The organism is Rummeliibacillus sp. BSL5 (assembly GCF_052928305.1).
In genome coordinates this window covers 21,729-34,301 of the sequence record NZ_JAVGCV010000001.1, presented here as the reverse complement: position 1 = coordinate 34,301, position 12,573 = coordinate 21,729, and the positions used below count along the sequence as shown (strand labels likewise).

11 protein-coding genes and 1 other annotated feature are annotated in these 12,573 nt (G+C 38.7%); of the genes, 5 read left to right on the top strand and 6 right to left on the bottom strand.

What is annotated here, in order from left to right:
* Positions 1 to 4: 4 nt before the first annotated feature.
* The 3 genes from RCJ93_RS00220 to RCJ93_RS00210 form a co-directional block, all read right to left on the bottom strand.
* Entirely contained in the window at positions 5 to 634 is a 630-nt protein-coding gene (locus tag RCJ93_RS00220; RefSeq protein ID WP_150284843.1) for a Bax inhibitor-1/YccA family protein, read from the bottom strand.
* 131 nt (positions 635 to 765) lie between these two features.
* Positions 766 to 3,183, bottom strand: coding sequence for a leucine--tRNA ligase (gene leuS, locus RCJ93_RS00215; RefSeq protein ID WP_446738091.1), 2,418 nt, complete (start codon positions 3,181 to 3,183; stop codon positions 766 to 768).
* A 52-nt stretch (positions 3,184 to 3,235) separates the two neighbouring features.
* Positions 3,236 to 3,449 (bottom strand) — a binding site (T-box leader).
* Between the two features lie 65 nt (positions 3,450 to 3,514).
* Positions 3,515 to 4,702, bottom strand: coding sequence for an MDR family MFS transporter (locus tag RCJ93_RS00210; protein WP_066789064.1), 1,188 nt, complete (start codon positions 4,700 to 4,702; stop codon positions 3,515 to 3,517).
* 440 nt (positions 4,703 to 5,142) lie between these two features.
* Between RCJ93_RS00210 and RCJ93_RS00205 the strand changes: the two genes are divergently transcribed.
* Together RCJ93_RS00205 and RCJ93_RS00200 are read left to right on the top strand one after the other, a co-directional pair.
* A complete protein-coding gene (locus RCJ93_RS00205; protein WP_066789067.1) occupies positions 5,143 to 6,114 on the top strand; it encodes a TIGR01212 family radical SAM protein in 972 nt (323 codons plus the stop codon).
* Positions 6,111 to 6,683, top strand: a complete 573-nt coding sequence (locus RCJ93_RS00200) for a class I SAM-dependent methyltransferase (RefSeq protein ID WP_150284845.1) — start codon at positions 6,111 to 6,113, stop codon at positions 6,681 to 6,683. The genes RCJ93_RS00205 and RCJ93_RS00200 overlap by 4 nt, the downstream gene beginning before the upstream one ends.
* 43 nt (positions 6,684 to 6,726) lie before the next feature.
* On the opposite strand, the gene RCJ93_RS00195 is transcribed toward RCJ93_RS00200, so the two are convergent.
* The gene (locus RCJ93_RS00195) at positions 6,727 to 7,395 is read right to left on the bottom strand and encodes a MerR family transcriptional regulator (RefSeq protein ID WP_066789073.1); all 669 of its coding nucleotides are present in this window, start codon (positions 7,393 to 7,395) and stop codon (positions 6,727 to 6,729) included.
* Positions 7,396 to 7,569: 174 nt separating this feature from the next.
* Between RCJ93_RS00195 and RCJ93_RS00190 the strand changes: the two genes are divergently transcribed.
* Positions 7,570 to 8,634 carry a type III polyketide synthase gene (locus tag RCJ93_RS00190; protein WP_150284847.1) on the top strand — a complete coding sequence of 355 codons (1,065 nt, stop codon included), beginning with the start codon at positions 7,570 to 7,572 and terminating at the stop codon, positions 8,632 to 8,634.
* Between the two features lie 4 nt (positions 8,635 to 8,638).
* On the top strand, positions 8,639 to 9,160 hold the full coding sequence (locus RCJ93_RS00185; RefSeq protein ID WP_150284848.1) for an isoprenylcysteine carboxyl methyltransferase family protein: 522 nt from the start codon (positions 8,639 to 8,641) through the stop codon (positions 9,158 to 9,160).
* Positions 9,161 to 9,177: 17 nt separating this feature from the next.
* On the opposite strand, the gene RCJ93_RS00180 is transcribed toward RCJ93_RS00185, so the two are convergent.
* Complete coding sequence (locus RCJ93_RS00180) at positions 9,178 to 10,674, bottom strand: alanine/glycine:cation symporter family protein (protein WP_446738090.1); 1,497 nt, start codon at positions 10,672 to 10,674, stop codon at positions 9,178 to 9,180.
* A gap of 310 nt (positions 10,675 to 10,984) precedes the next feature.
* Positions 10,985 to 11,785, bottom strand: coding sequence for an alpha/beta hydrolase (locus RCJ93_RS00175; RefSeq protein ID WP_251647252.1), 801 nt, complete (start codon positions 11,783 to 11,785; stop codon positions 10,985 to 10,987).
* 240 nt (positions 11,786 to 12,025) lie between these two features.
* Between RCJ93_RS00175 and RCJ93_RS00170 the strand changes: the two genes are divergently transcribed.
* Positions 12,026 to 12,550 (top strand): gamma carbonic anhydrase, encoded by a 525-nt coding sequence (locus tag RCJ93_RS00170; RefSeq protein ID WP_446738089.1) that lies wholly within the window; start codon positions 12,026 to 12,028, stop codon positions 12,548 to 12,550.
* Positions 12,551 to 12,573: the final 23 nt, after the last annotated feature.

Genomic DNA, 12,573 nt, shown 5'->3' with positions numbered 1-12,573 from the left:
TCTACTAATCATCATCAAAAATTCGTTTCAGATGGTAGATGAGTCGCAGTAGATTGGTGAATAAATTAATGAAGTCCAAATACAAATTTAATGCCACTAGCGGTACTTCCTCATCCGATATGACCTTTTTTGCAATTTGGTTCATATCATAGAGCGTATACCCGATAAAGAGTAACACTCCAATTCCACTAAGAACGATCATCATCATATCGCTGAATCCTACAAAGATATTAATCACTGAAAAAATTAATATTCCGATGAGTATGATGAATAAGAATTTCCACCAGTTAGAAAAATCTCGTTTTGTATTGTAGCCGATGAGCCCAGCTACGATAAAAATAAGTGCAGTAGAGCCAAAAATAAGCAAAACAAGCTTTCCGCCTAACGCTCCAATATAGAAATTCAGCAAACTATACAGCGTAATGCCAGTTAGAAACGCAAACAGCACAGAAATGAATTTACTCGCTTTCCGAGCAGCACGGCTAACCATAACAATTATCAATAAGATGACTGTTACTATGCTGATTGGCAAAATCATCGGTTGTGGTACATAAACCCCTGCAAATAATCCTATCGCTGTAAACAACCATAACAGAGTGAAGAAACGAAGGACCTTTGGAAATTGTGATTCCATTTATAGACCTCTTCTCAAATTTTTTTCGTCCTTAATTATACGTATTTAGTCACAGAAGGTTTCGTTTTTATGTTGGATTATTTTAGCAAAAAACCTTCTTCCAACTAGGAAGAAGGTTTTTATTTCGCCAATTACTTCGCGACAATATTGACTAATTTTCCTGGCACAGCAATCACTTTCTTAATATCTTTGCCTGCCAATTGTTCTTGTACTTGATCATTTTCAAGCGCCGTTTTCTCTAATTCTTCACGACCTGCATCTTTAGCAACCATCAATTTAGCACGAACTTTGCCATTGATTTGTACAACCACTTCAATCTCATCATCTTCTAATTTAGATGAATCGAATGTTGGCCATTCTTCATATGTGATGGTTTCGTTATGGCCTAATTTTGCCCATAACTCTTCCGCTACATGTGGTGCAATTGGTGCAAGCATCTTAACAAATCCTTCTGCATACTCACGGGGCACAACACCAGCTTTGTAACATTCGTTAATGAATACCATCATTTGAGAAATAGATGTATTAAAACGAATATGCTCGTTGTTGTCCGTTACTTTTTGAACTGTTTGATGATAAACTTTTTCTAATGTTGTATCATTTGATGTTTGAATTTTTTCAGAAAGCTCGCCCGTTTCTTCATTGATGAAGAGTCTCCATATACGATCTAGGAAGCGGCGCGCTCCATCTAAGCCATTCGTAGACCAAGGAATAGATGCTTCTAGTGGTCCCATGAACATTTCATAAAGTCGTAGTGTATCAGCTCCATGGCTTTCAATAATATCATCCGGATTGACAACATTACCTTTAGATTTAGACATTTTTTCATTACCTTCACCAAGAATCATCCCTTGGTTGAATAATTTTTGGAAAGGTTCTTTTGTTGGTACTACCCCTAAATCATAAAGGACTTTATGCCAGAAACGTGCATACAACAAGTGTAGCACCGCATGTTCTTGACCGCCGATATAAATATCAACAGGCAACCAGCGTTTCAATAATTCTGGGTCTGCCAATTGTTCGTTATTATGCGGGTCGATATAACGCAGGAAGTACCAGCTTGAACCTGCCCATTGTGGCATTGTATTCGTTTCGCGTCGGCCTTTTTTACCTGTCTCAGGATCTACGACATTTACCCATTCATCAATGTTGGCCAATGGTGATTCACCGGTACCTGATGGATGGATATCCTTTGTTTTCGGCAACACTAATGGTAAATCTTCTTCTTTTACTGTTGTAATGGTGCCATCTTCCCAATGAATGATTGGAATTGGCTCTCCCCAATAACGTTGGCGGGAGAATAACCAGTCGCGTAAACGGTACGAAACTTTTTTCTCTCCTACTTTATTTTCTTCAAGCCATGTAATTGCCTTTTGAATGCCTTCTTCTTTGTCTAATCCATTCAAGAAATCAGAGTTAATATGTTGGCCATCACCTGTAAAGGCCTCTTTAGAAACGTCGCCACCTTCTAATACAGGAATGATTGGTAGGTTGAATTGTTTTGCAAATTCAAAATCGCGTTCATCATGTGCTGGTACTGCCATAATGGCACCTGTACCATAGCTTGCTAGAACGTAATCTGCAATCCAAATCGGTATTTCTCGACCATTGATTGGGTTGATTGCATAGGCACCTGTAAATACGCCTGTTTTCTCTTTCGCTAAATCTGTACGTTCTAAATCAGACTTAACTTTGACTTTTTCTAGATATGCTTCTACAGCCTCGCGCTGTTCTTTAGTTGTAATTTCATCCACAAGCGCATGTTCAGGTGCAAGGACTGTATAAGTTGCACCAAATAGAGTATCAGGTCGTGTAGTAAATACACGGAACTGCTTATCTGAATTTTTAATAGAGAAGTCTACTTCAGCGCCCTCAGAACGACCGATCCAGTGACGTTGCATATCTTTAATATTCTCTGGCCAATCCACATCTTCCAAATCATCAATCAAACGATCTGCATAGGCTGTGATCTTCAACATCCATTGTTTCATTGGACGTCGTTCTACAGGGTGTCCGCCGCGCTCAGACTTGCCATCAATTACTTCTTCATTCGCAAGTACTGTGCCAAGTGCTGGACACCAGTTGACTGCTACTTCATCGATATAAGCAAGACCTTTTTTATATAGCTGAATAAAGATCCATTGTGTCCATTTATAATAGTTTGGATCAGTCGTATTGATTTCGCGATCCCAGTCATAACTAAAGCCTAATTCTTGGATTTGGCGTCTAAATGTATCAATATTTTTTTGTGTGAACTCAGCAGGGTCATTTCCAGTGTCAAGGGCATATTGCTCTGCTGGAAGACCAAATGCGTCCCATCCCATTGGATGCAACACGTTGTAACCCTGCAGACGCTTAAAGCGTGAAAGGATATCTGTTGCTGTGTAACCTTCTGGGTGCCCTACATGCAAGCCTGCACCTGAGGGATATGGAAACATATCCAATGCATAAAACTTCGGCTTCGATTCTTCATTTGTTGTTTTAAAAGTTTTGTGGTCAGCCCAATACTTCTGCCATTTCTTTTCAATTTCTTGATGATTAAAATTCATTCTTGACCCTCCATACTCATATTCTTGAAAATAAAAAAACTCTCGTCCCTATAAAAGGGACGAGAGCCTATATCTCCCGCGGTACCACCCAAATTAGTGTAAAACACTCAACTTGATTCCTTAACGCGGATTAACGGCAATGGCTATCAATGGTTCACCATAGCGACTCCTGGGCGAGTTCAGTTGAATGATTTGCTGGCTTTCACCTACCGCCAACTCTCTAAAAAAATCAAGTGCAACCTACTATTCCCATTCGCTGTCATTACATATATTGAATCCTATTCTAATTCAATATACTGTAATTGACAAGAGATTTAACAAATTCAATGAATTATACCGTTTCTTTTTCCACTTTGTGTTTATTTTTTAACGGTCGATCATAAAGCATGTATGGGATAAAAGCAATGAGCAGAATCCCGATTAATACATAAAACGTAATCTTCATGCCATATTGGTCTGCTAGAACACCGCCTAAGAATGGACCAATCATTTTGCCTATAGCACTGAAACTATTGACCATACCTTGATAAAACCCTTCTCTTCCCTTAGGTGCTAACGTACTGGCAATTGTCGGTACAATCGGCCAAATAAACATTTCACCAAATGTTAAAATGATAATCGCCACTAAAAACATTTTAAATGTTCCCGCGAAGCTAACCACTACAAAGGAAATGACGAAAATAGCTAAACCAAGAAAAATTTGTTCCTTGAACCGTTCGCCCATTTTTTTAATAATCGGATTGATCAATGGTTGGCCCAGTACGATTAGCAAACCATTCGCTGTCCAAAGCAAGCTGTATTGGTTCAGAGAAATATGCAATGTTTGTGTATAAGATGAAATTGTTGTTGTCCATTGGGTATAGACGAGCCAACTAAGTAAGAAACCAATCCCCAAAATACTCAATGCGTAAAATGATGAACGATCTTTTACTTTTGAGCCTTCACTTATTACAGATGCAGGCGCAATGGCGTATTCTGTAGAAATCCCTTTATATGTGAATGCCACAAAGAAGAAGACGATATACATAGCTAGATTGGCAATAAATAAATAGTCAAAGCTATGCTTTGCAACAATACCTGCAAGAGCTGGGCCAAATGCTACCCCTAAATTTTGAGCGAGATAAATGGCATTAAATCCTTTTCTCCCGCCTTCTGGCCATGCTGTTCCGACCATAGCAAACATACTCGGAAATACAATCCCACCACTAAAACCTATCAATGTCAAAAACCACACATAATGCGGCCAGCCATGCCAAAACACAAGACACGTAAGGCCAATAATGGATATGATTGTTCCTATCATGATGGACTTAAAGCCGCCAAATTTGTCAAAGACATACCCGCCTAAAAGATTGCCTACTACACCAGCTGCAGCATTGGCCATCAGAACGAGCCCGGCTATTGTAAGCGACTGTCCGAGTTCATCATGCATATAAATCGTATTCATCGGCCATAAAAATGAGCTGCCGACAGTATTAATCAGCATACCGATGATTAATAACCAAACACTTCTAGGCATTCCAAGTCCCCCATTTATTTCGAATATCTAAGCAATAGTAACAAATCTTTGATCCTATTTACAACCATCTTTTCATATTTAAGCTCAAATATTAAACGACCGTTTCCATTGTCTTCTAGCAGGTCAATAATTATAGTTGCCAAGATATTCCCAAACCACTTTTTTTCGAGTTTTTTCTCTATTCAATCTCCTCCCTCTAAATAGAAGAATATTGTTTTTTCTATTCTATAGCATTTCACATAAAGTGAAAGTTCACGCGAGATAAGGTTTTTCCCATCTTTACTGAAATTTTATGGGCAGTTAAACCCCCCTCTTAAACTTCTTTGCTAAGCTTACGTTTTGAAGTAGAAGTCTTACTGAAAGTTAAAGCGAGATAAAAGAAATTTTTCCCCTTTGACGTTGTCATGTTAAAATAGATAGTTGAGGAGTGAAATTATACTATGACTGATATTAATTATACTGATTTCCCGTTTCCCTCTGATGGGAAACGTTATTATACATGGAATCGCTATTTGCGTGATGAATTTGGCTGCAAGGTATACAAGGTAGCGCTTGATGCAGGCTTTGATTGTCCTAATCGTGACGGCACTGTTGCATTTGGTGGATGTACTTTTTGCAGTGCAGCAGGCTCTGGTGACTTTGCCGGCGATCGTGTGGACCCTATTTCTGTTCAATTTGAAAAAATTAAAGAGAAAATGCAGCATAAGTGGAAAGACGGCAAAACTATGGCTTATTTCCAAGCTTATACGAACACACATGCACCGCTTCCTGTCCTAAAAGAAAAATTTGAAGCAGCTTTAGCATGTGAAGGTGTTATGGGATTAAGCATTGCAACCCGTCCTGATTGTTTACCTGATGATGTCGTGGAATACTTGGCAGAATTGAATCAACGCACATACTTATGGGTCGAGCTTGGACTACAGACTGTGCATGATAAGACAGCCAATTTAATTAATCGTGCACATGATTATACGACATATGTGGAAGGTGTGGAGAAACTCCGCAAACATGGCATTCGTGTATGTACACACATCATCAATGGCCTACCTCTTGAAGATTATGACATGATGATGGAAACTGCCCGTGCAGTGGCGAAGCTAGATGTACAAGCAATCAAAATTCATTTACTTCACCTATTAAAGGGGACACCACTTGTAAAGCAATATGAAAAAGGTATGCTTGAGTTGATGGACAAGGATGCCTATATCAATCTTGTCGCAGATCAATTAGAAGTCATTCCGCCAGAAATGGTCGTACAGCGAATTACTGGTGATGGACCGATTGACTTAATGATTGGGCCTATGTGGTCTGTGAACAAATGGGAAGTATTAAATGGCATCGATGCTGAACTAGAACGTAGAGGAAGTTATCAAGGAAAGCATTATCAAAAAGAAGAAGTGGGAACACGATGAAACTTCAACGTGTACTGCAATACGCACAATTTCTTTTGAAAGAGACCGTTCATCCTGGTGACATAGTAGTGGATGCAACTGCAGGAAATGGCTATGATACGGCCTTTCTAGCACAGTTAGCCGGCAATGAGGGCCATGTCTATGCATTTGATGTCCAGCAACAAGCGATCTCTTCGACAGAAGAGCGCGTACGGGAAGCAGGCCTTGAAAATCGAGTTACAGCCATTTTAGATGGACATGAACATGTAGCAAAACATGTCTTAAAACCGGTTCAGGCAGCTATTTTCAATCTCGGCTACTTGCCAGGTAGTGATCATGAAATTATTACAACGCCTTCCACAACCTTAAAAGCCATCCAAGACTTACTACAGCTTTTAAAAGTCGGCGGCATGATTATTCTAGTTGTTTATCATGGACATCACGGTGGGAAAGAAGAACGAGATGCGCTGATAGAATATGTGAGTACATTGCCGCAAAAATATATCCACGTATTGAGATATGAGTTTATCAACCAAAAAAATGATCCGCCATTTATCATTGCTTTAGAAAAAGTGAAGCAAATGGCATAAGAAAAAGAGTTGTCCGTAAATCTATGGACAACTCTTTTTTCATTTACTTTCCAAAAAAGCGAGAAAGAATACTATTCTCTTGTACCCTTTGTTTTTTATCTTCCTCATTTTGTTCAATCTCCTGTGTATGCTGCCATACATTCAGTTTATTGAGCACAGCCATAATTGCACTGTTTTGCTGTTCAATACGGTCCATTTGGCGGTTATCATTTTGCCTTTTTTCAGTCAATGGCGCGAGCGATTCAACGACTTGCCTAAATTCCCTTTTCATGGAATCATTTTGCTCTGCCAACAATACATTTTGTTTTCGCTCTTCTTGAATCAATTGAATTAGCTGAGCGTTTTGGACTTCTACTCCATGGATATGCTCTGCCAATAGCTCCATCGCATGGCTCAATTCCTCATATCGCTGGATTTCCTCTTTTCGATCAATGACATCAGGATTGGCTACAGTAATGCTTACCTCTTGGATGTTAAAATTCGGGGCTACTACTACCTCTGCCGCTTCTTTAAGGGTTAATCCTTTATTTTTATGCAGTGAACTATATGCTTGCAATATTGCTACGTCTTGATCTGAAAACTTCCGATAATTTCGTCCGTCACGTTCTACTTGGTAACCGTAATCTTCTAATATTGAAATGTAATGCCGAATCGTCGATTTATTAATGCCAACGATTTGTGCAAAATTTGCCATTGTATATGTATGAGCCACAAAAACCCTCCTAACCTATTGTGACACCTTCTCAATTAACATTATTGTAGCATATTGTTATGTTTCTGTTAGACAGTGTGCATAGTTTTATAGAATTAATTTTAGGGAATACGTATTTTTCCAAATAGTAAATCGTACACTATTTTGATACGAGAAGAAAAAGGAGATCCTAAAATGCCCAAAATCCATGCAGTTAGTACACACTGCCCTCCCCACGCATTACCTCAAAATATGGCAGAGGAATTTATAAAAGAACTTTTTTCTGGGAAAATAGCCAAACTTGATCGTTATTTGAAAGTATTCAAAAATGGCGAAATACATAACCGCCAACTGGCTATGCCAATCGAATGGTATAAAGAAGAACACAGTTTTTCAGAAAGAAATGAATTATACGTAGAACTTGCTACAGAGTATACAGCGAAAGTAATCGAGGACTGTTTAGAAAGCGCATCAGTAGAAAAAGAAGCAGTCGATGCCATGATCTTCATATCAAGCACGGGCATTTCAACACCAAGTATTGAAGCACGCGTTATGAACCAGCTATCACTTCCCAATGATATAGTCCGCATTCCCATTTGGGGACTTGGATGCGGTGGTGGAGCTGCGGGGATTAGCCGAGCAAATGATTATTGCCTTGCACACCCTGATGCAGTAGTGCTTGTCGTATGCCTGGAGCTATGCAGCCTTACATTCCAGCCAGATGATTTGGATAAAAGCAATTTTATCGGGACATCTTTATTCGGTGACGGTGTAGCATGCGCTCTCGTTGCAGGTGACGAAGCATCACTTTCGTCAAAAGAAGCTTTACCTTCAATTAAAGGGAATGCTTCCCGTCTTATGCCTCATTCAGAAGATGTAATGGGGTGGCGAATCGAGGATAACGGCTTGCATGTTATTTTCTCTAAGAGTATCCCGCCAATTGTTGAAAATTGGTTTGCCCCTTTTGTGCATGACTTTTTAAATACTCATGATTCCAAGGCACAAGATCTCACACAATTTATTTTGCATCCTGGTGGCAAAAAGGTTCTTACAGCCTATGAAAAAGCTCTCAATCTGCCAAATGACTTGTTAGCACCTAGTTCTCATATTTTAAAACATCACGGCAATATGTCTTCTCCAACAGTTTTATATGTCTTAAAATATATTATGGAAAACAAGCCATCAAAAGGCGAAAAAGGTTTAATGGCATCACTTGGACCAGGTTTTAGCGGTGAACTTGTTTTATTGGAATGGGAGTGAATGTATGCTATTTATAATTGTATTTGCACTAATTTGCATTCAACGGCTAGTAGAACTCCGTGTGGCAAGAAATAATGAGCGTTATATGAAAAACCAAGGAGCAATTGAATTTGGGCAGGCACACTATAAATATATCGTGATGCTCCATGTCGCTTTTTTGGCTTCATTCTTCATCGAGTACATGGTAAAGGAATCTACATTGAGTCCCATATGGCCATGGCTACTTGCAGTATTTATCGTCCTTCAATTAGGTCGGATCTGGGCAATTAAATCGCTCGGTCACTTTTGGAACACAAAAATTATTGTATTGCCTAACGCTCAATTGGTAAAAAAGGGTCCCTATAAATGGATTCCTCATCCAAACTATGTCATCGTCGCCCTAGAAATTCTTGTCATTCCATTGATATTCCAAGCATATGTAACGGCTATTTTCTTCACCCTTTTAAACATGTTGATGATGTATGTACGAATTCCTGAAGAAGAGCGTGCGCTAAATAGCATTTATAAAAAACAAGAACAATATTAAACGAAAAAAACGAGAGCCTAAATGGCATCTCGTTTTTTATTATCTTTTGCATTCTTTTCTTTATTATATTCAACCCAAAAATCTGCATCTTTTATTCCTAAAGGAGTAGGATCGAATACTGGATCTTTGCCTTCTTTTTTCTGTCTTTCATAATCTTTCAAAGCCCTAATGGCCGGTTTCGCAACAATCAGGATACCAATCACATTAATCCAAACCATCAATCCAAGGCCTACATCTCCAAGAGCCCATGCTAGTGTTGACGCTTTGTATGAGCCATAGAAGTTGGCTGCTAAATACACAATACGTGTAATCCACATTGCTATGACTTGAGTTTTCCCTTTAAATAAGTACGCAATATTTGTCTCAGCAATATAGTAATACGCCATTGTAGTAGTAAAAGCAAAGAAGAACAAGGCTATTGCTACAAAACCTGATCCGAACCCAGGGAATGATTGGTCTACCGCAAATTGCGTATAGGCAGAACCTGCGGATACTTGATCAGCGATAGTGCCTGATCCGAAGTCTCCTAAGAAGATAAATTTCTTTTTAGCTTCATCGAATACATTAAAGGTACCAGAAAATAGAACCATAAATGCTGTAGCAGAACAAACCAATAATGTATCGATATAAACAGAAGCAGCTTGAACTAGGCCTTGTTTAGCCGGATGAGAAACTTCCGCAGCAGCTGCCGCATGAGCTCCTGTACCTTGGCCAGCCTCATTAGAGAAGACGCCACGTTTTACTCCCCATGCAATCGCTGCTCCAAGCATACCGCCAAAAGCTGAATCGAATCCGAAAGCGTTTTCAAAGATAAGCTTTAATACATGTGGAATTTCACCAATATGCATACAAATAATAACAACAGCCATAATCATATACAAAATGGCCATGAATGGCACTACATATTGTGCTACAGTTGCAATGGCTTTAACTCCACCGATAACAATAACTGCTAATAGAACAGTCACAATCAATCCAGTTATCCACTGGCTAACACCAAAAGCATTATGCATAGCATCTGAAATAGCGTTTGTCTGAACACCAGGCATTAGGACGGCCATCGCCATCAATGCTGCAATGGCAAAAATAATACCAGCCCATTTTTTCCCTGTTCCCTTTTCAATATAGTAAGCAGGACCGCCACGATATTGATCATCTCGTTCTTCTTTATAAATTTGTGCTAGTGTTGACTCTACATATGCAGTAGCCGCTCCGATAAAAGCAATCATCCACATCCAAAATACAGCGCCAGGACCACCGAATGCTATGGCAGTAGCTGTACCTGCGATATTACCGGTACCTACACGTCCTGATAAGGCAATAGATAATGCCTGGAAGGATGAAATCCCCTTTTCTGATTTTTCCCCTTTGAACATTAATAAAACCATGTCTTTAATAAATCTTACCTGTGGAAACTTCATAATGATTGAAAAGATTAATCCAACAACCAATATGCCGTAAATCATCCACGGCCCCCACAAAATGTCATTTATTGCTGCAACAAAATCCCCCATAAAAAAACCCCTTTATAGTTTTCTTATAATTCAATATATTTTAAATATTGATAGATTGCAAACAAAATTTTCTAAATAATCTATTTTTATTTTTCTACCATATAAATACATAATTTGTTATGCTATTTCATTTCGACTCCTCCTCAACACATTTAGTAGTAAGATTTACACATGATATGCCGCCTAGAATCTGAATATGTGACAAAAAAAAGACATATGCAAAATTTAAGCATATGCCCAGATTTATATTTTTTTTGCTACGGCTCAAAAGAATTTTACCTGTTAAAAACACACTTCCATTTAATTTAAATTAGATAATATACCCGATATTGCGTAAAGCATTAAACATAAAGGATTCCATATATTGATAGATATCTTCCCGTTCTGGTTCTTGATAAAGATCGTGATAGCAAGATTTCCACTCTTTATATTGGAATTCAGACGTTTCTTGTTGAGAAAGCCATTTTTTACTATAGGCTGGAGACACAATTTTATCGTTGCCCCCATTCATCAGCAAGACCGGGATATCCGGAATTGTTTCTCTCTTTGTCCACAATGCTTTCATAAACTGCTGCAGTTCTTTATACCATCCCACAGTTATGCCTGAAAAATAGTAGGGATCGTCCTTTTGTTCTTTATAAAATTCGTAACTGCGTGAAAGATTTTTGATTGGTATATCATGCTGTATCTTTAAATTCCCTGTTAATTTGCTAATCCCTGAAAGAGCATTAGAAAATTTTGATGGCTGATGTGTAAGATGCAGCCATGGAGATGTTAGTATCATGCCTGCGCATTCGTATTTCCGTATTTGTATTAATTCCATTGCAAGGCTTGCGCCAAGACCATGCCCCATTATAAAGATTGGTAAATTATAATTTATAGCAACCTCCATCATTTGTCGAATGAACTTTAGGTACTCTTTAAATCCTTCATCATGCGCTTTCTTTTTCCGGCTCACTTCGCCATGTCCAGGCAAATCACCTGTGATAACATGCATGCCAGATACACGTAGCTTTTCAATAAGCCATGGATATCTCCGATGATGTTCATATGCACTATGTATAAAAACAACAACAGCTTTCGCTTGTCCCTCTGCTTCCCATTTCCACATTCTATTCCGCTCCTCAATTCTTCACTTTTCCCGTATTAATGGCTACCAAAAATTAGAATGATATGCTTCTTTATTTTGACCATCAATACCTGATAGGTTTAGGTAACAATCAGAGATGATAAAATTCACTGATTGTCGTATCACTCTATTTTAACGTATTTTACAGATTTCAGTTTCCTTCCAATCTACCATTTGTTACGATATTAATAACATCATAGCTTGAAATGAGGCGAATTTTCGATGATTTACTCTTATCACGACAAAAAACCTAATATCGATCCTTCTGTTTTCATAGGAGATCATGTCGTTATCACTGGCGATGTGACAATTGGACCACACTCATCTGTATTTTATAACACAGTGATTAGAGGTGATGTATCCCCTACTATTATTGGAAGTAAAGTGAATGTACAAGATTTGTGCTGTTTACACCAAAGTCCCGGCCGACCGCTTGTCCTTGAAGATGAGGTAACAATTGGCCATCAAGTGACACTACATAGCTGTCATGTAAAAAAAGGTGCGCTTATAGGTATGGCATCCATTGTTTTAGACGGCGCAGAAATTGGCGAGGGAGCATTCATCGGGGCAGGAAGCCTTGTGACACAAGGCAAAGTAATACCTCCGAATACGATGGCTTTCGGACGACCAGCTAAAGTTGTACGGGAATTAACTGATGAAGATAAAAAAGACATGGTCCGCATTATCAACGAATATCATGAAAAGGGCCAATTCTATAAATCTGTCCAACAAAATTCAGAAAGATAATAAAAAGATGGCTTCTCTCAAAA

Bases quoted from the DNA above. Each gene is read 5' to 3' on its own strand.
- RCJ93_RS00210 (WP_066789064.1), bottom strand. From the start codon at position 4,702: ATGCCTAGAAGTGTTTGGTTATTAATCATCGGTATGCTGATTAATACT.
- RCJ93_RS00180 (WP_446738090.1), bottom strand. From the start codon at position 10,674: ATGGGGGATTTTGTTGCAGCAATAAATGACATTTTGTGGGGGCCGTGG.
- RCJ93_RS00175 (WP_251647252.1), bottom strand. From the start codon at position 11,785: ATGTGGAAATGGGAAGCAGAGGGACAAGCGAAAGCTGTTGTTGTTTTT.
- RCJ93_RS00205 (WP_066789067.1), top strand. From the start codon at position 5,143: ATGACTGATATTAATTATACTGATTTCCCGTTTCCCTCTGATGGGAAA.
- RCJ93_RS00220 (WP_150284843.1), bottom strand. From the start codon at position 634: ATGGAATCACAATTTCCAAAGGTCCTTCGTTTCTTCACTCTGTTATGG.
- RCJ93_RS00170 (WP_446738089.1), top strand. From the start codon at position 12,026: ATGATTTACTCTTATCACGACAAAAAACCTAATATCGATCCTTCTGTT.
- RCJ93_RS00185 (WP_150284848.1), top strand. From the start codon at position 8,639: ATGCTATTTATAATTGTATTTGCACTAATTTGCATTCAACGGCTAGTA.
- RCJ93_RS00190 (WP_150284847.1), top strand. From the start codon at position 7,570: ATGCCCAAAATCCATGCAGTTAGTACACACTGCCCTCCCCACGCATTA.
- leuS (WP_446738091.1), bottom strand. From the start codon at position 3,183: ATGAATTTTAATCATCAAGAAATTGAAAAGAAATGGCAGAAGTATTGG.
- RCJ93_RS00200 (WP_150284845.1), top strand. From the start codon at position 6,111: ATGAAACTTCAACGTGTACTGCAATACGCACAATTTCTTTTGAAAGAG.